The sequence below is a fragment of the Streptomyces albidus (ex Kaewkla and Franco 2022) genome, assembly GCF_013870515.1.
GTDB lineage: Bacteria > Actinomycetota > Actinomycetes > Streptomycetales > Streptomycetaceae > Streptomyces > Streptomyces albidus.
On record NZ_JACBXA010000090.1, the window covers coordinates 1 to 19,809 of the forward strand.

Here is a 19,809-nt window from a genome sequence, read left to right on the forward strand (position 1 = left end):
CCGGATCACCGTGCGGCCCGAAATGGCCGCCGGTTACCGGCCGTTGGAGGCGAGCGGCCTGCGTCTGGGGGAGGCGGAGTTCTCCGTACGGGTGGACGGTGAAGGGACCCCGCAGGTCACCGGGCTGCCCGAGGGCGTCGTCGAGAGGGGCTGAACGCAGGCGCTCTGGCGCCGGTCGGCGCATCGCCGGACACTGGTCCTCAGGGGAACAAAGGGGGACTGATGATTCTGATTCTGGCGCTTGCGGCTGTGATCGCGGCGGTCATCGGATGGCTGACGGCGGTGCTGGTCCGCAGGGAGCGCCGTCGCGGCGAGTTGAGTGCCGACGGCATTCGCATCGAGTCGGCGGCCCGCACGGGGATCCGTGAGGGGCGGCGCCGTGCGCGCGTCGGCCGGGACATGGGCAGCGTGTCGACGGACGTGTACCTGAACGACCGCTGAAGTGGACCGCTGACAACCGGGAACCGGTGCTCATCCGAGAACCGGTGTTGAACCGAGTACCGGTGCCGGTCCCGAGGACCGGACAGTCGAGGATCACCGCTGACAGGCGAGATGCACCCTGGGGCGGGCGTGGCCGCTAGCCGGCCCCGTTCGCTCCCATGGTGCGGACCTCACGCTCCAACTCCGCGATGCGGTCGGCCAGAACGGGGGACTCGTTCGCCTCCGGGTCGCGCAGCATCAGTTCGATCTGGACGAGCTTCTCGGTGATCTCCGCGAGCCGTTCGGCGCCCCCGGTCCCGGCTCCCATGGAGCCCGGCGTCCCGGTGGAATCCGGTCCATGCCCCTCCAGGGGGCCCACGGCCGCCGTGCCGCCGCCGGCCCTGCCGGGAGTCTGCTCAGCCACCAGCAGGCGGCGCAACTGTTCGGCCTGCACGGCGAGTTGGCGGTTCTTGCGGTCCAGGTCGAGAAAGACGTTGACCTTGGTACGCAGCACCCACGGGTCGATGGGCTTGGAGAGGAAGTCGGCGGCGCCCAGGGCGTATCCGCGGTAGGCGTAGTCCGCGTCGACGTCGGTGCCCGTCAGCAGGATGATCGGCACGTCCTTGGTCTGGTCGAGACGCTTGATGTTGCTGGCGGTCTCGAAGCCGTCCATGCCGGGCATCAGCACATCGAGGAGCACGACCGCGAAGTCCTGGCGCAGCATCGCCTTGAGCGCTTCCTCACCGGAGCGTGCGGTCACCAACTGCTGGTCCAGGGGCCCGAGCACGGCCTCCAGGGCGACAAGGTTCTCGTCCATGTCGTCGACGATCAGGATGCTCGACCTGTCCGGAGCCGGCGCCGTCATGCCGTCCGCCCGGGCGGATCGGCGTCGTCGTCACCGGGATGGTCCGTGGCTGGCTCCTGCGGTCCGCTGCCGTCCGGTGAGGCGGAGTCGTGCGGGTCCTCCGTGCCGGGCGTGGCCGTCGACGTCGGCGGCGGTGCCTCCTCGTCCCCGGTGGGCGGGGCCGTCGGAGCCTCCTTGTGGCCGTTCTGCCCGCTGAGCAGGTTGTACATCGCGCCCAGGAGCTCGTCCACGTCCACAGGCTTGGCCACGTAGACGTCGGCACCGCTGTCGAGTGCCTTCTGGCTGTCACCCGACATCGCCTTGGCGGTGAGCGCGATGACGGGCAGTCCTGCCATCCGCGGTGTGCTGCGGATGCTGCGTATGGCCTCGTAGCCGTTCATCTCCGGCATCATGATGTCCATCAGGACCAAGGCCACCTCGGGGGAGCGCTCGAGTACGTCCAGGCCCTCGCGCCCGTTCTCGGCGTACTTCACGGAGATCCCGACCCGGCCCAGCACGTGGGTGAGTGCGAAGACGTTCCGGATGTCGTCGTCGACGATCAACACGTTGCTCCCGGCCAGCACTTGACCTGCCGGTCCGCTCAGCCACCGCTTGAGCTGCGTCGTCTCGGGCCAGGTGTCGTCGTGGCCTTCTTCGGCCGTCGTGCGGTGCCCCACGGGCGTGTACCGCTCGGGACCGATGGTCTCCACGCTGCGGGACGGCTCGGCCTGTGCGGATTTCCGCGCTCCGGCCTTGTCGGACTCCGGCCACGCGGCAGGGGTGCGCGCGGTGGCCCCCTTTCCTGCAGCGGCCCCCGGGCGGTCGGGGGGAGGGGGCGGGCCCGTCGCGCCGTTCGTCAGGGCTGCGGGCCGCGGTGTCGCAGCGATGCTGCCGGCGGCCGGGTCTCCCATGGTCACGGGCGCCTGATTCGCGGAGGCGGACACCGGGTTAGGGGTGGGAGTGCTGCCGGGGTACATCGCCGGCACGTACAGCGTGAACCGCGATCCCACGCCCTCCTCGCTGGCGACATCGATGCGCCCGCCGAGCAGCCCGGCGATCTCCCGGCTGATGGACAGGCCCAGACCCGTGCCGCCGTACCTGCGGTTCGTCGTGCCGTCGGACTGCTGGAACGCCTCGAAGATGACAGCCAGCTTGTCCGGCGGGATGCCGCTGCCGGTGTCCTTCACCGAGAAGGCGAGAACGGCGTCGGCGTCCCGCAGCGTCTCCTCCGCGAACTCCCTCGAAGTGATGGGCTCGACGCGCAGCTCGATGCCGCCGGACGCGGTGAACTTCACCGCGTTGGAGAGCAGGTTCCGCAGGATCTGCTGGAGGCGCTGCTCGTCCGAGAACAACTCGCGCGGCACGTTCTCGCCGACGGCGATCTCGAAGGCCAGTCCGCGGTCGATCGTCAGCGGGCGGAACGTGGCGTGCACGTAGTCGAGGAGCTTGGTCAGCGGCAGCTTCTTGGGCCGCACGTCCATCCGGCCCGCCTCGACCTTCGACAGGTCCAGGATGTCGTTGATCAGCTGCAGCAGGTCCGAGCCCGAGCGGTAGATCGTGTTGGCGAAGTCGACCTCCTGCTCGGAGAGCCGCTCGTCGGGGTTGTCGGAGAGGAGCCTGGCAAGGATCAGCAGCGAGTTCAGCGGAGTGCGCAGCTCGTGCGACATGTTCGCCAGGAACTCCGACTTGTACTGGGAGGAGGTGGCCAGGAGCGCCGCCTTCTCCTCCAACTCCGCGTTGGTGCGCTGCAGTTCGTCCGAGCGCTGGCGCAGCTCCGTGGTGAGCCGCTGGGATTCGGAGAGCAGGACCTCGGTACGGGCGTTGGCGAGGATGGTGTTGATCGAGACGCCGATGGTGTGCACGAACTGGTCGATGAACGTCAGGTAGATCTCGTTGAACTTGCTGAACGAGGCCACCTCGATCACACCGAGGGCGCGGTCCTCGAAGAGGATCGGAAGGATCAGGATGTTCGCCGCCGGCGCGGAGCCCAGCCCGGATTCCACCCTCACGTAGTCCGGAGGCGCGTCCTCGATGAGGATGCGCTTCTTCTCTGAGACGGCCTGCGCGATCAGGCCCCGCAGCGGGGTGTCGGCCTGAGCGTCCTTCTCGTGCCCGCTGGTTCCGTATCCGGCGATGAACTCCAGCTCCTCGCCGGGCGTCGCTCCCGGCGCGACCAGGAAGAACGCTCCGGCCTGCGCGTTCACCAGCGGCGTCAGCTCCCGCAGGATCAGGTCGGCGACGTCCACCAGATCGCGGTGGCCCTGCATCAGGCCTGCGATACGGGTCAGGTTGGACTCCAGCCAGTCCTTTGTACGGGTGGTCTCGCGGAGGTTCGCCACCATGACGTTGACGTTGTCCTTGAGCTCGGCGACCTCGCCGCGTGCGTCGACGGAGATGGTGCGGGACATGTCGCCCTGGGTGACCGCGCTGGCGACCTCCGCGATCGCGCGGACCTGCGTGGTGAGGTTCAGCGCGAGTTCGTTGACGCTCGTCGTCAGGCCCTTCCAGGTGCCGTAGACGCCTTCGACCCGGGCCTGCCCGCCCAACTGCCCCTCGCTGCCCACCTCTCGGGCCACACGTGTCACCTCGGAGGAGAAGGAGGAGAGGGTGTCGACCATCGTGTTCAGGGTGGTCTTCAGCTCGAGGAACTCGCCGCGTGCGTCGACGTCGATCTTCTTCGAGAGGTCGCCGTTGGCGACGGCGGTGGCGACCTGGGCGATGTTGCGGACCTGTGAAGTCAGGTTCGTCGCCATGAAGTTGACGTTGTCGGTGAGGTCCTTCCAGACCCCGGACACGCCGTGCACCTGCGCCCGGCCGCCGAGGTTGCCCTCCGTGCCGACCTCACGGGAGACGCGCGTGACCTCGTCGGAGAACGCCCGGAGCTGGTGGACCATCGTGTTGACGGTGTCCTTGAGCTCCAGGATCTCGCCGCGTGCGTCGACGTCGATCTTCTTCGAGAGGTCGCCGTTGGCGACGGCGGTGGTCACCTGGGCGATGTTGCGGACCTGTGAAGTCAGGTTCAGCGCCATGACGTTGACGCTGTCGGTGAGGTCCTTCCAGACGCCCGAGACGTCTCGCACCTGTGCCTGCCTGCCCAGGTTTCCTTCGGTGCCGACTTCGCGTGCGACGCGGGTGACTTCGTCGGCGAACGCGGAGAGCTGGTCCACCATCGTGTTCAGCGTGGTCTTCAGCTGGAGGATCTCGCCCTTGGCGTCCACAGTGATCTTCTGGCTGAGGTCGCCGCCTGCCACGGCCGTGGCGACCTGGGCGATGCTGCGGACCTGCGAAGTCAGGTTCGAGGCCATGAGGTTGACGTTGTCGGTGAGGTCCCGCCAGACGCCCGAGACGTCTCTGACCTCGGCCTGTCCGCCGAGGTTTCCTTCGGTGCCGACTTCGCGTGCGACGCGGGTGACTTCGTCGGCGAACGCGGAGAGCTGGTCGACCGTGGAGTTCACGGTCCCCATCAGCTGGAGGATCTCGCCCTTGGCGTCCACGGTGATCTTCTGGCTGAGGTCGCCGCGCGCGACGGCGGTCGAGACCTGCGCGATGTTACGGACCTGCTCGGTGAGGTTGGAGGCCATGAGGTTGACGTTGTCGGTCAGGTTCCGCCATACCCCGGACAGACCTCTGACCTCGGCCTGTCCGCCCAGACTGCCTTCGGTGCCGACTTCGCGTGCGACGCGGGTGACTTCGTCGGCGAACACGGAGAGCTGGTCCACCATCGTGTTCACGGTGAGCTTCAGCTCCAGGAGCTCACCGGCGGTCTCGGCGGTCACCTTCTGGGTGAGGTCACCGCGCGCGACGGCCGTCGTCACGGTGGCGATGTCGCGCACCTGCCCGGTGAGCCGCTCCGCCATGGTGTTGATGGCCTCGGTGACGCGGCGCCAGTCGCCGGAGAGGTCCCCGACGTCCGCCCGTCCGCCGAGCTGACCCTCGGTGCCCACTTCGCGGGCGACCCGTGTCACCTCGCCGGTGAACATGGAGAGCTGGTCCACCAGCCGGTTCAGCCCACGGCCCATGCGTCCCAGGTCCCCGTGGAGGCGGCGCCTTCCGTCGTGCAGCTCCACGTGCTGGGTCAGGTCGCCGTCGGCGACCGCTTCCAGCACCTGGGTCGCTCTCGTCACCGGAGTCGCCAGCGCGTCCACGAGCTGATTGGCGTCTTCCACGGTGTTGGCCCAGGCCCCCTGGCCCGGGCTCGCGGTTATGCGCTCATCGAGCTGGCCCTGTTTGGCCACCTCGTTGCGCACCCGCCTCAGCTCCGAGGACAGGTGCTCGTTCCGGGCCGCGATCTGGTTGAAGACGCCCGCCATCTCGCCCAAGACCCCTTCGGCCCCGGCCTCCGCCCGTACGGAGAAGTCTCCGTCGGACATGGCTCTCAGGGCTCCCAGCAGCGGGCGCAGTTCCGCCGAGCGCACCGACTGCCCATCCGGGTCGTCCATGGCACTCCATTCCCAGCATCCTGGAGGTACGGCCTTTATCCTATTGTAATGGCTTTCGGGCCATCTCATCCGAGTCAGGAGAGACCTGTGCGACTGCCGTTCTCCGGCCTCAGCGACCCGGTTACGCGGACGGGACTGCCCGCCAGCCAGCTGGCGCCGTCCCGGGCGCGCACCCTCGTACGCGAGGCGTTCGCGGAGCGGATCGCCGCAGGCCCCTTCGCCTCGGCCGCTGCACGGGAGAAGACCGACAGCCTCATCGACGACGCCGTTCTCCTCGCGAGTGAACTCGTCACCAACGCACTCATGCATGCCGGCACCGAGATCGAGATCGCCTGCGGGGTGGAGACGGCAGAGCCCTCCGCGGACGCCTCGACCGGGCTGGGGGACACCTCCGGAAGCGGCAGGGGCGAGGTCATGGGCGTGCTGGTCGAGGTGGCCGACCGGCAGCCCGCGCACCGGGTCCCCGGCGAGATCCCGGGGCGCCGCGGCGGACGCGGTCTCGGCCTCCAGATCGTGGGATCGCTCGCCGAGTCGTGGGGGGTGACCTACCGGCGTACGGAGAAGGTCGTCTGGTTCCGTCTGACCCTCTCCGAGAGCGGCCGCAGAACCGCCGGATCACTCAGCGAGAGCCTGAACCGCGAGCTGGACGCGGCGGAGATCCACTCGGTCTCCGAGGTGGCCGACCGGAGGCGCGTGGCCGAGTGGGCCGACCGCGGCGGCGCCTTCCTGGCGGAGGCCAGCGAGCTGCTCTCCGGACAGCTCGACGAGGACATGGTCGCCGCCCTCGCAGGTCAGCTGCTGGTGCCCCGTCTCGCCGAGTGGTGCGCCGTATGGCTGACCACCGAAGGCGGGGGGATGCGGCTCTCCCGCGTATGGCACGGGGACGAGCGGCGGGTCGACGCCCTCCGCTTCGCTCTGGAGTCGGATCCGCCGGCACCCTCGCTGCGGACGGTGGGCATCCCCTGGCCGTGGCCCGGTGGTGCGGACGCAGCCGGAGCGGGCGGTTCCGCGCTGGCCTTCTCCCTGGTCTCGGGCGGCTCCTGCGTGGGCTCGCTGATCATCGGCCGTGCCGGGCCGCCGGAGACGACCGACTCCGTCGCGCGGACCGTGGAGGACGTCGCGCGCCGGGTCGCACAGGCCGTCGTCACCGCGCGGCAGTACACGCGTCAGACGAGCATCAGCCGTGCCCTTCAGCGCAGACAGCTTCCCCCGTCGCTCGCCAGCCCTCCCGGCGTCGAGTCGGCGATCGTCTACGAGCCGCACGGCAGGGGGCAGACCGTCGGCGGGGACTTCTACGACCTCTTCCCCATGGGGAACGACCGGTGGTGCTTCCTGCTCGGCGACGTGCAGGGCAAGGACCCCGAAGCCATGTCCGTCACCGGGCTGACCCGCCACCTGGTGCGGCTGCTGGCCCGTGAGGGCAACGGTGTCGAGTCGGTCCTCAGCCGGCTGAACGCCGCCATGGCGGAGGAGGGCGCGGAGGCCGTCGCCGTCGGGGGAGAGAGTGCCCAGCCGCGCTTCCTGAGCCTGGTCTACGGGGAACTGGAACCCGACTTGAAGAGGGGCGGCGCCCGCTGCACCATCGCCAGCGCGGGCCATCCCCCGCCGCTGAAGCTGTCGGCCGACGGCGAGGTGACGGCCGTCGTGGAGTCACAGATGCTGCTGGGCATCGACGAGGGCAGCGAGTTCACGTCGTTCCCCTTCTTCCTCGGCCCCGGTGAGTCGCTGCTCTGCGTGACCGACGGGGTGACCGAGCGCAGAAGCGGGCAGCGCCAGCTGGATGACGACGACGGTCTCGCGGAGATCCTGGCGCTGTGCGTGGGGATGGGGGCGATGGGCGTCGCGGAGCGGGTGCGTCAGGCGGCGCACGACTTCGGTCCGGAGCCGGTGGAGGACGATCTGGCCATCCTCGTCCTGCACGCGGTCGTGGCGTGAGGCCGGGACCGGCCGGGTGTTCCGAGGGAGCGGAAGTTGATCTTCACGCGTGAGGTGCTGGACCGGATCGTCTCGGGGGAGGTGGACCTGGCCTTCCGGAACTGGAGGCGGCCACAGGTCACCTCCGGCGCTCTCCTGCGGACCGCGGTCGGTGTCCTCGCGGTCGGCGAGGTCGAGGTCGTCGCGGAGGAGGACGTCACCGAGGACGACGCCCACCGTGCCGGATTCGGCAGCCGGGAGCGCCTGCTCGCCGCGCTGAAGCAGGGCGAGGAAAGGCGGATCCACCGCATCGGCCTCCGCTACCACGGCACGGACCCGCGGGTGCGGCTCCGTGAGGAGGACGAGCTGGGTGCGGGGGAGCTGGAGGAGATCACCGGCCGTCTGTCCCGTATCGATGCCCGCAGCAGGCGGGGACCGTGGACCACTCGGATGCTGACGCTGATCGCGGAGAATCCCGCCGTACGGGCCGCCGACCTCGCCCCGCTCGTCGGACGGGAACGACTGCCGTTCAAGGCCGACGTGCGCAAGCTCAAGGAGCTCGGACTCACCGAGAGCCTGGAGACGGGCTACCGCCTCTCGCCGCGCGGCAGAGCGGTGCTCACCCGCCTCGCACCTGAGGACGATCGCGGCAACCACTCCTGATCGCGCTCCGCGGCCTACCTCCTGGGGACGAGCGCCCGCACCGGAGCACCGCCCGCAGGGGGAGCGGGTTCGTTCCGCAGCGGGACGGAACGCGGCGGCTTCCCGCCGATTCTGAAGTGGTGACACAGACGACGAAGATCGACGAAGCGGAAGACCGGACGAGCCGGGACGGCAGAGCCGCGCCCCGGTGGGCCGTCGTCGCCGCGCACCTCGTGCCCCTGGCGACGCTGCCCTCGGGGCTGTGGCGCGTCGGGCTGGCACTCGGATTCTCGATGGGCCTGGTGATCGACGGAACTCCCGCCCACGTGGAGGGAGGGGAGGCGGTCTCCATCGCCGCACTGAGTATCGTCTGCGAGCTTCTGGCGCTGCTGACCCTCGGCCTCGTCCGCCCGTGGGGTGAGCGCGTGCCGCGGTGGATTCCCCTGCTGGGCGGGCGCCGGGTGCATCCGATGGCGGCAGTCGTTCCCGCCGCGGCCGGGGCCGTGGCGCTGCAGGCCATCTGGGCCTATGCGTTCCGGGGCTTCCCCGACGTGGCCGGGTTCGACTTCGCGGGCGGCTTCTGGCAGTTGGTGCTGGTCGTCTGCTATATGCCGCTGCTGCTGTGGGCGCCGCTGCTCGCCGTCGTCACCTGGGCCTACTACCGGCGCCGCTGCCGGGGCTGACGGCCGGGCCGGCGGCGTCGGGGGCACGCCACGGCGGTACTTCAGGGACGTGGCCGAGCGCCCGGGTCAGGGAATGAGCCCCAGCCGACGGGCCTCCACGACAGTCTCCATCCGGGTGTGGGTGCCCAACTTCCGCATGGCGGACCGCAGATAGGCCTTGACCGTCTCGGGCTGCAGGCCCGTGCGGGCCGCGACGGCCGCGTTCGTCCCGCCTCCCGCGACGCAGGAGACCACGTCGGTCTCGCGGGGGGTGAGAGCGACAGCACCCGGCTGTCCGTCGGCCTGCTGCTCCGGCCGGCACGCGGTGGCCAACCGGCCGCAGGCGCCCAGGAGTTCCTGTCGCAATTCTCCGTCCGGAACGCGTTGCGCGAGCGTGCGCAGATCGGCGTGTGCCGCCCGGATCTCCTCCCAGGTGCGGGGGTCGGCGGCCGGCAACTGCTGTACGGCCGCCAGGCGTTGCCCCTCCTCCCGTACGGCGAGTGTCTGCTCCAGTTCCCGCACGGCGTCCGCAGCGGTGTCCAACGCGCGGTCACCCAGCGCCAGTGACTCGCGGAGCGCCGCGTACAGCACGCCGCGTACCCGTCGGCGTACCACCACCGGCACCGCCAGCACGGAACGCAGACCTTCGGTGGCCACCGCCGCGTCGTACTCGTGGCTGATGACGCGCGAGGAGCGGTAGTCGGTGACCGAGGCGGGCCTGGCCAGCGTGACCGCCTTGCCGCCCAGCCCGTTTCCGGGCGCGATCGCGAGGCCTCGCAGCGCGTGCGTCCTGGTGCCGGTCATCTCGGAGATGCGGAAACCTCGTCCCTCCCCTGTCATCCCGGCGAAGGCCACGGGCACACTGGACGTCCGTCGCAGGCGGCAGAGTGCAGCCCGCACCGCTCCGGCCTCGATCGGATCCGTCATGTCGACCTCCCACTCGGGTCCCCGTGCGACATCACCCCCGTCCGGGGGTGGTGAGGCACAGATCACTCACCCACGATGCTAGGGCCACAGCTCACGGACGAGGAGGCCCCGGTGACCGGAGAATCCATCGAACTCTCGTACACCAGCGGGACCGGGACGACCCCGCTGCTGGGCGAGACGATCGGCATGAACCTCAACCGGACCGCGGCCGCCCACCCCGACCGGGAGGCGCTCGTCGACCTCGCGTCGGGCAGGCGCTGGACTTACGCGCAGTTCGTCACGGACGTCGACCGGATCGCGCGCGCCCTGATGGCGCGCGGAATCCGCAAGGGCGACCGCGTCGGGATCTGGGCCGTCAACTGCCCGGAGTGGCTGCTGGTCCAGTACGCGACGGCACGCATCGGTGCCGTCATGGTCAACATCAACCCCTCGTACCGTACGCACGAACTCGCCTATGTACTGCGGCAGTCGGGCGTGCGGATGCTCATCGCCTCCACCGAGTACAAGTCCAGCGACTACCGCGCGATGGCGCGGGAGGTCACGGGCGAGTGCCCGCAGCTGCTGGAGACGGTGCACATCGGCACGCCGTACTGGGAAGTGCTGAGGAACGCCGGCGCGGAGATCACCGACGAGCAACTCAAGGCCGCCGAAGCCCTCTTGAGCTGTGACGACCCCGTCAACATCCAGTACACCTCGGGCACGACGGGCTTTCCCAAGGGCGCGACGCTCTCGCACCACAACATCCTCAACAACGGTTATTTCGTGGGGGAGTTGCTGGGCTACAGCCAGCACGACCGGATCTGCCTGCCCGTGCCCTTCTACCACTGCTTCGGCATGGTGATGGGCAACCTCGCGGCCACCAGCCACGGTGCCTGCGTCGTCATCCCGGCGCCCTCCTTCGAGCCCGCCGCCTCCCTTCAGGCGGTCCAGGACGAGCGCTGCACCTCCCTGTACGGGGTGCCCACGATGTTCATCGCCGAGCTGGGGCTGCCCGACTTCGGCTCCTACGACCTGACCTCCCTGCGCACCGGGATCATGGCCGGATCGCCGTGCCCGGTGGAGGTCATGAAGCGGGTCGTCGCCGAGATGCACATGGAGGAGGTGGCGATCTGCTACGGCATGACCGAGACGTCACCGGTCTCCACGCAGACCCGTACCGACGACGACGTGGAACGGCGCACCGGGACGGTCGGCAGGGTCCTTCCGCACCTGGAGGTCAAGGTCGTCGACCCCGCCAGCGGCGTGACCCTGCCGCGCGGGGAGCCGGGCGAGCTGTGCACGCGCGGCTATTCGGTGATGCTCGGCTACTGGGAGGAGCCGGAGCGGACCGCGGAGGTCATCGACGCGAGCCGGTGGATGCACACGGGCGACCTCGCGGTGATGCGGGAGGACGGCTACCTCGCCATCACGGGCCGCATCAAGGACATGATCATCCGCGGTGGTGAGAACGTCTATCCGCGCGAGATCGAGGAGTTCCTCTACACCCACGCCAAGGTCTCGGACGTGCAGGTCGTCGGCGTGCCCGACGAGCGGTACGGCGAAGAGATCATGGCCTGCATCATCCCCGTCGACCCCGGCGACCCTCCCACGCGCGAGGAGATCACCTCGTTCTGCGACGGGCGGCTCGCGCACTTCAAGGTTCCGCGGTACGTGCGCGTGATGACCGAGTTCCCGATGACGGTCAGCGGCAAGGTCCGCAAGATCGAGCTGCGCCAGGAGGCGATGGAGGCGTCGGCGGCGGGCACGTCCAGCTGACGACCGGCCTGCCGGGGAAAGGCCTGCCGGCGGCTGCTCCGCTCGCACATCCGCGCGTCCTCACTCCGCCTCGCTGCTCGTGAGGCCCAGTTCCAGCAGCGCGCGGTCGGCGCCCCCGGCGGCGATGACGCACAGCCCCACGGGCAGCCCGTCGACCGTCATGCGGGGAAGCACGAGAGCGGGCAGTCCGGCGCTGCCCGCGAGGCACGTCAGCTGGATGGTCTTCTTCCTCACGGCGTCCCGCTCCGCGGTGGCCGCACCGGCGGGCGGGGCCGGTCCGTAAGCCGCCGGCAGCAGGAGCACTGCGTCCTCCCCGAGGGCAGTGCGGAGGTTGCGCGCGGTCTGTCCGACCACCTCCTCGGCCGCCGCCCTGTCCTCCTCGGAGACCGTGGACGCCCTCGCGAAACGGTCGGCGATCCCCGGCCCGAGATCACCGGGGTGCGCGCTCACCCATGCCCCGTCGCACTCCCACACCTGTGCGGCCTGCGCGGTGGAGAAGGCCGCCGCGCGCGAGGCCGGATCGCCGCCCAGCGGCGGGCACTCCTCGATGCGCAGGCCGAGACGTCCGGCCACGTCCCGCGCCGCCACGCTGAACGCCTCACGCACCCCGGGTGCGGTGAGCGCCAGGAGTTCCTCTGCCACCAGCGCTCTGCGGAAGGGGCCCTGAGCCCCGCTGCCTCCGCGGTCGGGAAGGAGCACGTCCCCCACTCGCGCCAGAGTCGCGGCGTCCCGCGCCAGCCAGGCCACGGTGTCGAAGCCGGGAGCCAGGGGGACCATGCCGTCGACGGGCACCGCGCCGTGCGTGGGGCGCAGCCCGTAGAGCCCGCAGTACGACGACGGCACCCGGATCGAGCCCGCGGTGTCGCTGCCCAGGCCGGCGTCCGCCTCCCCCAGGGCGACCGCGGAGGCCGGTCCGCTGGAGGAGCCGCCGGGGATGTGGCCCGGGGCGGCGGGGTTGGGAGGCGTGCCGTAGTGGGCGTTCGTCCCGTCGAGGCTGTAGGTGAGTTCGTCCGTCTGCGCGATGCCGGTCACCTCGGCGCCCGCGTCCAGAAGAGCGTTCACCGCCCAGGCGTGCGCGGTCTCCGGCTCGGCCTCGGCGAGCCAGGCCGGATTGCCGGCCCCGATCCGTTGCCCGGCGACGGCGTACACGTCCTTGACCGCCACCCGCATTCCGCTCAGGGGGCCGCTGCGGGGCGGGGCCACCAGCGGCGCTCCGCGCTCCCGCCAGACCGCCTTCTCCGTGTCGGGCGTCGTGCTCATGGGGCCTCCGCGGAAAGCCGGTTCCGTACGCCCAGGCACGCGCCGGGGCCGAGGTCCGAAGGTGTACCCGCGGCGTCAGCGGCCGAAGAGCGGCTCCAGCCTTCTGGCGGTCTCGGCCAACGCCTCACGCAGCGCCAGCACTTCCTCCCGCGCCACCACGAAGGTCACGGTCGAGATGCTGACCGCGCCGATCACCCGGTGCTCGCCCGCGCGGACGGGAGCGGCGATGCACCGGACGTTGGCCTCGTTCTCCTCCTCGTCCATGGCGTAGCCCTCTTCGCGCACTCGCGCCAGCTCGCGCGCGATCGCCGGAAGGGTGGTGATCGTGGCGCCCGTACGTCTCTCCATGCCGGTGCGCTCCAGGACCGCTGACAACGCCTCCTCGTCCAGGTCGGCGAGGACGCACTTGCCGATCGCCGTCGAGTGCAGCGGCTGATGCATGCCGATCCGCGAGGCCATGGCGAAAGGCTGGTCGCCCTCGACCTTGTGCGTGTAGATGATCCGGTCACCGCTGCGTACGCCCACGTGGACGGTCTGTCTGACTTCCTTCTGGAGCTCCACGATCACTCGCTCGACGCTGTCGCGGCCGGCCGAGCCGGCGACGGCGGCGCCCATGGCCCGCACCGCGGGGCCGATGCCGTACCGGCCGCCCTCGTGCGCGACGGCCCAGCCCTCGTCGGTCAGCACACGCAGGAGCCGGTGAGCCGTGGGCTTCGACAGGCGGGCGCAGACGGCGAGTTCGGCGAGCGGGGCCGGCCCCTGTACCGAGCAGAGCGCGTCCACCAGGCGCAACAACCGCCGGGGACCTGACCCGTCACCCTCTTTGACGGAAGGCGGAGTTGCAGAAGTCATTGACACCACCAACGAGTCTCCAGATAAGTTGCGCTGGATTCTAGATTACGGAATCTCGTTCCGTGAGCCGGAATCGTAAACCGGTGCCGCATGTGTGAGGAGGCCTTGTGACTGCCCAGGCAGACGTACGACACCTCTCGGATGTCGCGGCCAGACACGTCCTCACCAAGCACGGCACCGACGCGGGACGCCGTACCGGCTGGCTGATGATCTCGACGATCCTGATCGAGGCCTGGGACCTGTACGCGATCTCCTTCCTCCTGCTGTTCGTCAAGGACGACTTCCACCCCAGCGCCGGCATGCTCGGCCTGGCCTCCGGCGCGGTGCAGCTGGGGGCGCTGATCGGCGCCGTGTGCGGGGGCTGGTTCGCCGACAGGTTCGGCCGCCGGAAGGTCTTCATCACCACGATGGCGCTCTTCGTGGTGCTCGCGCTGGCCCAGTCGTTCGTCACGAGCATGTGGGAACTGGTGCTGGTCCGCTTCCTGTTGGGCTTCCCGCTCGGCAGCGACATCTCCACCGGCTACGCGTACATCATGGAGACGATGCCCAAGGGCAAGCGCGAGGTGATGGGCAACCGCTGGCAGGGCATGTTCGGCCTGGGTGAGATCGCCGCGATCGCGGTCGTCACCGTGCTCTACCTCAGCGGCATGGACCACAGCCTGCTGTGGCGCATCGGCCTCGGCCTGGGTGCAGTGCCCGCGCTCGCACTGCTGATCGGCCGGCTGGACGTGCCCGACACCGCTCTGTGGCTCATCCAGCGCGGCAAGTTCAAGCAGGCCAAGGCCGTGGCGCAGAAGATGTTCGGCGACGACCTGTCGATGCTCCCCGACGAGGATTTCCAGCTGAAGCGGCCCCGCACCCGCGACTTCCTCACGGGCATCTGGAGGGACCCGGTGCGAAGGCGGGCCAGCATCTTCGCGTGGATCTCCAACGCCATGCAGGGAGCCGAGTTCGCCGCGTTCGCCTTCTACCTGCCGGTGATCCTGGTGCTCACCGGCGTCTCCGGGATCGGCGCCACCAACTTCATCACCGGCGCCATCTACGTCGTCGCCACCGTCAGCGGCTTCGTGGCACCCGTGCTGACGCCGCGCCTTGGGCACCGCGGCATCGCCAGGTGGGGCTTCGGCAGCGCCTTCGTCTCGCTGCTGCTGGCCGCGCTCTTCCTCCAACTGGAGTGGAAGTGGCTGGTCCCCTTCGCCGCCGCAGGCCTGATGTGGGGGCACTACTGGGCGGCGTCCAACGGCATGACCATCGCCTCGATGGTCGCGCCCAGCCGGTACAAGGCGACGGCATCCGGCTTCGGGTACATCTTCGTGAAGCTCGCCGCGTTCGTGACGATCTTCTTCTTCCCGATCATGTTCGAGAGCCTGGGAGTTCCGCTGGCCACGGTCATCGTCTCGGTGCTGTCGCTGACCGGCTATCTCGCGGCCACCTACGTGCTGCCCGAGGTGTACGGCTACGTGGAGCAGGAGGACGAGCAGCACGGCGGGGGCGCGGCACCGTCCAAGTCCCTTGCCGAGGAGCGTTCTTGAACGCAGACCGCGGCCGCCGCCGCATCCTGCACCTGGGGCTCGGCAACTTCCACCGAGCCCACCAGGCCGTCTACACCGAGGACGCAGGACGCGCCGGCGAACCGTGGGAGATCACGGGCGTCGCCGGGAACACCCGCGGCGTCGTGGAGGCGCTGCGCCGTCAGGAGATGCGCTACAGCGTCCTCAGCCTCGGTCCGGAGCGCACCGCCGTGCGCCAAGTGGCAAGCGTCACCGACGCGTTCGTGGCGGCGGACGAACCCCGGCGCGTCGTGGAGGAGATCGCCGACCCCGGCACCCGCATCGTCTCCCTGACCGTCACCGAGAAGGGATACGACATCAGCGCCGGGGCCCGTCGACTCGACCTCGACGCACCGGGCATCCGCCACGACCTGGAAGGGGGCGCGCCGCGCAGCACCATCGGACGCCTGGCAGCGGGACTGCTGCTGCGCGCCCGCTCCTCCGGTACCCCGGTCACCGTCCTCAGCTGCGACAACATCACCGCCAACGGCACCACTCTCGCCGGGCTGTTGCGTGACTTCGCCGCTGCCATGCCGCCGCGGGACGGTGCGGAGCTGCGCGCCTTCCTCGACGGCGCGGTCAGCTGCCCCGACACGATGGTCGACCGCATCGTCCCCGCCACGACCGACGAACACCGCAGGCTGGCCGCGGAATCGGGCGTCGCCGACGACGAACCGGTGCCGGCGGAGCCCTTCTCCATGTGGGTGTTGCGTGACGCCTTCGCCGCCGGGCGTCCGGCATGGGAGGAGGCGGGAGCCGTGCTGACCGATCAGGTGCACGCCTACGAGACGGTCAAGGTCCGCCTCCTCAACGGCAGTCACTCACTGCTGGCCTACCTCGGACTGCTGACGGGGCGTGCCCTGATCGCCGATGCCGCGGCGGACGAGGGGATCGCCGGCGCCGTCTCCCGGCTCGGCGACGAATACGTGCCGACCCTCGATCTCCCCGACGGCTTCGACGTCAGCGCCTACCGCAGCCAGTTGGACGACCGCTTCGCCAACCGGCGGCTGGCGCACCGCACCGCACAGGTGGGCAGCGACGGCTCGCTCAAGCTCGCCCAGCGCGTGCCCGACGCAGCCCTGTGGCACCTACGGCGCGGCACGGTCCCCACCCTGCTCGCGCTGACGGTCGCAGCGTGGCTGCGCTGCACGCTCCTGCCCGCGGGCGACGGCCTCGCCGACATGCCTCCCGATCCCGGTGCCGAGCGGCTGCGCGCTCTTGGTGACCGCGCTGCCGGCGCCGGCAGCCCCGCGGGACGGGCACGGGACGTGGTGAGGACATGCCTCGTGGATGAGGCGGTACTCGGCCGGGAGCTCGCCGACCACGGCGAGTTCGCGGACGCCGTCGGTGAACTGCTCGCCGCGCTGGAGGCCGGGGGAGTCCCCGCCGCCCTGGAGGCGACGCGATAGCCCACCTGCAGCCGACGTCAGCTCACGACAGCCCACCGGCACCTGCACGAACAGCACACCCGCACGACCCAGAGCCACCGGGAGCATCCCACCATGACCGCACTCGAACGACGGTTTCCGCGACCGAAGGACATCGCCCCGCTGCTGAAGATGAAGCCGAGGCAGAAGGACGCCACCGCGCGGAGGCTGGCGAACGCACACACGATCTGGGACCTGCGCGACATCGCCCGACGCCGCACGCCCTCCGGCCCGTTCGACTACACGGACGGCGCCGCCGACGGTGAAGTCGGCGTGAGCCGCGCGCGGGAGGCCTTCGAGGACCTGGAGTTCCGGCCGGGCGTCCTGCGGAACGTCGCGGAGGCCGACACCTCCACCACGGTGCTCGGAGCCCCCTCGGCGCTGCCGTTCGGCATGGCGCCCACCGGCTTCACGCGCATGATGCACTCCGCCGGCGAGCGCGCCGTGGTGGCGGCCGCGGAACGCGCCCAGATCCCCTACGCCCTCTCCACCGTGGGCACGACGTCGATCGAGCAGGTCGCCGAGTGCGCACCCTCGGCGCGCAAGTGGTTCCAGCTCTACCTCTGGAAGGACCGCGCGCTCTCCCGCGAACTGGTCGCCAACGCCAAGGCGGCGGGCTACGAAGCGCTCCTCGTCACCGTCGACGTGCCCGTGAACGGCAACCGTCTGCGCGACCTGCGCAACGGCATGACCATCCCGCCGCAGCTGACGCTCAAGACGTTCATCGACGCCTCCTACCGCTGGGAGTGGTGGCTGAACTTCCTGACGACCGAGCCGTACACCTTCGCCTTCGACAAGGACGGCCAGGGCGCGCTCACCGATCTCGTCAGCAAGCTGTACGACCCCACGGTCACCTTCGAGGACCTGGAGTGGCTGCGTGAGATATGGGACGGCCCGATCCTGGTGAAGGGGATCCAGACCGTCCAGGACGCCGAAGACGTGATGGCGCGCGGCGCGAACGGCGTGATCGTCTCCAACCACGGCGGCCGCCAGCTCGACCGCGCACCGGTGCCGCTGCACCTGCTGCCCCGCGTCGTCGACGCCGTAGGCGACCGGGGCACCGTCATGCTGGACACCGGGATCATGAACGGCGGGGACATCGTCGCCGCGCTCGCACTCGGAGCGGACTTCGCACTTGTCGGACGCGCCTACCTGTACGGGCTGATGGCCGGCGGCGAGGCGGGAGTCACTCGTGCCGTGGAGATCCTCTCCGCGGAGATCGAGCGCACGATGAAGCTGCTCGGCGTCACCACCGTCGCCGAACTGGGCCCCGAACACGTGCGGTTGATGAGCAGGCGCGGCCCCGTGGCAGTGGAGCTGTAGAACTCTCCGCTGCGACCGGCGGAGACGGATCCGGGGGAGTCCCGTGGCTCCCCCGGATCGTGGGGGACTGGTGGGTGTGGTGATTCTGTGGAAGCGTGATCGTGCCCGCACCGCACTCGAGGAGCATCACTTCCATGGACAGCATCGCCTCCCACGCGCTGCCGACGGAGACGACCAGGGACGTGGCGGAGCGCAAGGCCACCGTGGCTGTCCTGCCCGTCGGCAGCTACGAGCAGCACGGCTCGTACATGCCGCTGGCCACGGACACGCTCGTCGCCTGCGCCGTCGTGGACCGTATCGCCGCCGCCCACCCGGTGCAGCCGCTTCCGCCGCTCACCTTCTCCTGCTCGCAGGAGCACTCCGCCTGGCCCGGAACGGTCAGCATCACATCGAGTACCCTCGTGGCGGTCATCCGGGACATCGCGGCCTCGCTCCGGCGCTCCGGAGTCACCGGTCTCGTCCTCGTCAACGGCCACGGCGGCAACTACGTGCTGCGCAACGTCGTGCAGGAAGCCACCGCCGACGGACAGCGCATGGCGCTCTTCCCCACCTCCGCCGACTGGGAGGAGGCGTCCGCCAAGGCCGGCGTGGAGACTCCGGCGCGCAGCGACATGCACGCCGGTGAGCTGGAGACCTCGATCCTCCTGCACACGCGTCCCGATGTCGTACGGGAGGGATTCGAGTCGGCGGACTGGCTGTCGGACGACCGCAGGCACCTGCACACCCTCGGGCTCGGCCCTTACACCGAGTCGGGCGTCGTCGGCCGGCCGTCGCTGGGCACCGCACGCAAGGGGGAGGACGTCCTCGCCGCGCTGGCGGACTCCTTCGAGGAGCACCTGCGACTCCTGGGGCGGGAGTGAGCCTGGGAGCCCAGGAAGCCTGGGAGCGGCTGCTGCACGTACGCAGCGCCGAAGAAGCAGCAGGAGCAGGCCTCGTGCAGGGCGACGACGGCGTGTGGCAGTGGCACGAGGAGGCCTCACCCGAGGCGCTCCGCCTCGCCGCCCTCTACACCCCGCTCTGCCTCACCGGCCCGGGCTGCGCGTACGCCCAGCTCGGCCAGAGCATCGACGGCTTCATCGCGACGAGAACGGGTCACGCCAACTACGTCACCGGCGAGGAGGACCGCCTCCATCTGCACCGGCTGCGCGCCCTGTCGGACGCGGTCCTCGTCGGTGCCGGCACGACCATCGCCGACGATCCGCGGCTGACGGTGCGCGCCTGCCCGGGCGTCAACCCGGTGCGCGTGGTGCTCGATCCGCGGGGACGCGCCTGGGAGCAGTCCCGTGGGACCCACGTCTTCACCGACGGCGAGGCCCGGACGCTGCGGATCGTGGGCGAGGACACGGACACCGGCACAGCCGGCCAGGACGGCGTCGAGGTCGTTCGACTCCCGCGGGGCGAGAGCGGGTTCGAGCCGCGGCTAGTGCTCGAGGCGCTCGCGAGCCGCGGCATGGGCCGGGTGCTTGTGGAGGGCGGGGGAGCGACCGTATCGGGGTTCCTGCGGGCGGACGTGCTCCACCGGCTCTACGTCACGGTCGCGCCGCTTCTGCTGGGGGATGGAGTACCTGGGCTGCGGTTCCCCGGCCCCGTACGGATGGGGGAGGCCCTGCGGCCCCGCACTCGTTTCTTCCCCCTCGGCACGGACATGCTCTTCGAACTCGACCTCCGGGCGGGCTGAACGCCGTACCGCGAGGAAGCGGACCAGGAGCACGCCCGCTCCCGGCAGGCTCGACAGGAGCCCCCGCGAAGCGAGGGGAAGTGATTTGTGGCCCGGCTCATGCGAGGGGTACTTAA

15 protein-coding genes are annotated in these 19,809 nt (G+C 70.3%); 10 read left to right on the top strand and 5 right to left on the bottom strand.

Features of this window, described 5'->3' with window-relative positions:
* Window positions 1-222 precede the first annotated feature (222 nt).
* The gene (locus H5J26_RS15545) at window positions 223-441 is read left to right on the top strand and encodes a hypothetical protein (RefSeq protein WP_181766452.1); all 219 of its coding nucleotides are present in this window, start codon (window positions 223-225) and stop codon (window positions 439-441) included.
* Window positions 442-577: 136 nt separating this feature from the next.
* Here H5J26_RS15545 and H5J26_RS15550 read toward each other — a convergent pair whose 3' ends face one another.
* Window positions 578-1,285: a response regulator gene (locus tag H5J26_RS15550; protein WP_181766453.1), complete on the bottom strand. Its 708-nt coding sequence runs from the start codon at window positions 1,283-1,285 to the stop codon at window positions 578-580.
* Window positions 1,282-5,703: a HAMP domain-containing protein gene (locus H5J26_RS15555; RefSeq protein ID WP_235980736.1), complete on the bottom strand. Its 4,422-nt coding sequence runs from the start codon at window positions 5,701-5,703 to the stop codon at window positions 1,282-1,284. The genes H5J26_RS15550 and H5J26_RS15555 overlap by 4 nt, the downstream gene beginning before the upstream one ends.
* A 303-nt stretch (window positions 5,704-6,006) precedes the next feature.
* Between H5J26_RS15555 and H5J26_RS15560 the strand changes: the two genes are divergently transcribed.
* The 3 genes from H5J26_RS15560 to H5J26_RS15570 all read left to right on the top strand — a co-directional run bounded on the left by H5J26_RS15560 (window position 6,007) and on the right by H5J26_RS15570 (window position 8,942).
* The gene (locus H5J26_RS15560; protein WP_235980737.1) at window positions 6,007-7,638 is read left to right on the top strand and encodes a PP2C family protein-serine/threonine phosphatase; all 1,632 of its coding nucleotides are present in this window, start codon (window positions 6,007-6,009) and stop codon (window positions 7,636-7,638) included.
* A gap of 36 nt (window positions 7,639-7,674) precedes the next feature.
* Window positions 7,675-8,280 carry a hypothetical protein gene (locus H5J26_RS15565; protein WP_181766455.1) on the top strand — a complete coding sequence of 202 codons (606 nt, stop codon included), beginning with the start codon at window positions 7,675-7,677 and terminating at the stop codon, window positions 8,278-8,280.
* A 119-nt stretch (window positions 8,281-8,399) separates the two neighbouring features.
* Window positions 8,400-8,942 (top strand): hypothetical protein, encoded by a 543-nt coding sequence (locus H5J26_RS15570; protein WP_309237931.1) that lies wholly within the window; start codon window positions 8,400-8,402, stop codon window positions 8,940-8,942.
* A 66-nt stretch (window positions 8,943-9,008) separates the two neighbouring features.
* Here H5J26_RS15570 and H5J26_RS15575 read toward each other — a convergent pair whose 3' ends face one another.
* Window positions 9,009-9,848: a helix-turn-helix transcriptional regulator gene (locus tag H5J26_RS15575; protein WP_181766456.1), complete on the bottom strand. Its 840-nt coding sequence runs from the start codon at window positions 9,846-9,848 to the stop codon at window positions 9,009-9,011.
* Between the two features lie 111 nt (window positions 9,849-9,959).
* Here H5J26_RS15575 and H5J26_RS15580 point away from each other — a divergent pair, with 111 nt between their 5' ends.
* Complete coding sequence (locus tag H5J26_RS15580) at window positions 9,960-11,603, top strand: AMP-binding protein (RefSeq protein ID WP_309237932.1); 1,644 nt, start codon at window positions 9,960-9,962, stop codon at window positions 11,601-11,603.
* 60 nt (window positions 11,604-11,663) lie between these two features.
* Here H5J26_RS15580 and H5J26_RS15585 read toward each other — a convergent pair whose 3' ends face one another.
* Together H5J26_RS15585 and H5J26_RS15590 are read right to left on the bottom strand one after the other, a co-directional pair.
* Window positions 11,664-12,863 (bottom strand): amidase, encoded by a 1,200-nt coding sequence (locus H5J26_RS15585; RefSeq protein WP_181766458.1) that lies wholly within the window; start codon window positions 12,861-12,863, stop codon window positions 11,664-11,666.
* A gap of 75 nt (window positions 12,864-12,938) precedes the next feature.
* The gene (locus H5J26_RS15590; protein ID WP_181766459.1) at window positions 12,939-13,715 is read right to left on the bottom strand and encodes an IclR family transcriptional regulator; all 777 of its coding nucleotides are present in this window, start codon (window positions 13,713-13,715) and stop codon (window positions 12,939-12,941) included.
* Between the two features lie 107 nt (window positions 13,716-13,822).
* On the opposite strand from H5J26_RS15590, the gene H5J26_RS15595 reads away from it, so the two are divergent.
* From H5J26_RS15595 to H5J26_RS15615, 5 genes are all read left to right on the top strand, one after another.
* A complete protein-coding gene (locus tag H5J26_RS15595) occupies window positions 13,823-15,247 on the top strand; it encodes an MFS transporter (RefSeq protein WP_210771377.1) in 1,425 nt (474 codons plus the stop codon).
* Entirely contained in the window at window positions 15,244-16,674 is a 1,431-nt protein-coding gene (locus H5J26_RS15600; RefSeq protein WP_181766460.1) for a mannitol dehydrogenase family protein, read from the top strand. The genes H5J26_RS15595 and H5J26_RS15600 overlap by 4 nt, the downstream gene beginning before the upstream one ends.
* A 93-nt stretch (window positions 16,675-16,767) precedes the next feature.
* Entirely contained in the window at window positions 16,768-18,015 is a 1,248-nt protein-coding gene (locus H5J26_RS15605) for an alpha-hydroxy acid oxidase (protein WP_210771378.1), read from the top strand.
* Window positions 18,016-18,149: 134 nt separating this feature from the next.
* Window positions 18,150-18,875 (top strand): creatininase family protein, encoded by a 726-nt coding sequence (locus tag H5J26_RS15610; protein ID WP_181766461.1) that lies wholly within the window; start codon window positions 18,150-18,152, stop codon window positions 18,873-18,875.
* Entirely contained in the window at window positions 18,872-19,693 is an 822-nt protein-coding gene (locus H5J26_RS15615) for a RibD family protein (protein WP_181766462.1), read from the top strand. Before H5J26_RS15610 ends, H5J26_RS15615 begins: the two co-directional genes overlap by 4 nt.
* Window positions 19,694-19,809 lie beyond the last annotated feature (116 nt).

Excerpts from the sequence above, each read along its gene's own strand:
- H5J26_RS15545 (WP_181766452.1), top strand. The coding sequence starts at position 223 with ATGATTCTGATTCTGGCGCTTGCGGCTGTGATCGCGGCGGTCATCGGA.
- H5J26_RS15550 (WP_181766453.1), bottom strand. The coding sequence starts at position 1,285 with ATGACGGCGCCGGCTCCGGACAGGTCGAGCATCCTGATCGTCGACGAC.
- H5J26_RS15555 (WP_235980736.1), bottom strand. The coding sequence starts at position 5,703 with ATGGACGACCCGGATGGGCAGTCGGTGCGCTCGGCGGAACTGCGCCCG.
- H5J26_RS15560 (WP_235980737.1), top strand. The coding sequence starts at position 6,007 with ATGCATGCCGGCACCGAGATCGAGATCGCCTGCGGGGTGGAGACGGCA.
- H5J26_RS15575 (WP_181766456.1), bottom strand. The coding sequence starts at position 9,848 with ATGACGGATCCGATCGAGGCCGGAGCGGTGCGGGCTGCACTCTGCCGC.
- H5J26_RS15585 (WP_181766458.1), bottom strand. The coding sequence starts at position 12,863 with ATGAGCACGACGCCCGACACGGAGAAGGCGGTCTGGCGGGAGCGCGGA.
- H5J26_RS15590 (WP_181766459.1), bottom strand. The coding sequence starts at position 13,715 with ATGACTTCTGCAACTCCGCCTTCCGTCAAAGAGGGTGACGGGTCAGGT.
- H5J26_RS15605 (WP_210771378.1), top strand. The coding sequence starts at position 16,768 with ATGACCGCACTCGAACGACGGTTTCCGCGACCGAAGGACATCGCCCCG.
- H5J26_RS15610 (WP_181766461.1), top strand. The coding sequence starts at position 18,150 with ATGGACAGCATCGCCTCCCACGCGCTGCCGACGGAGACGACCAGGGAC.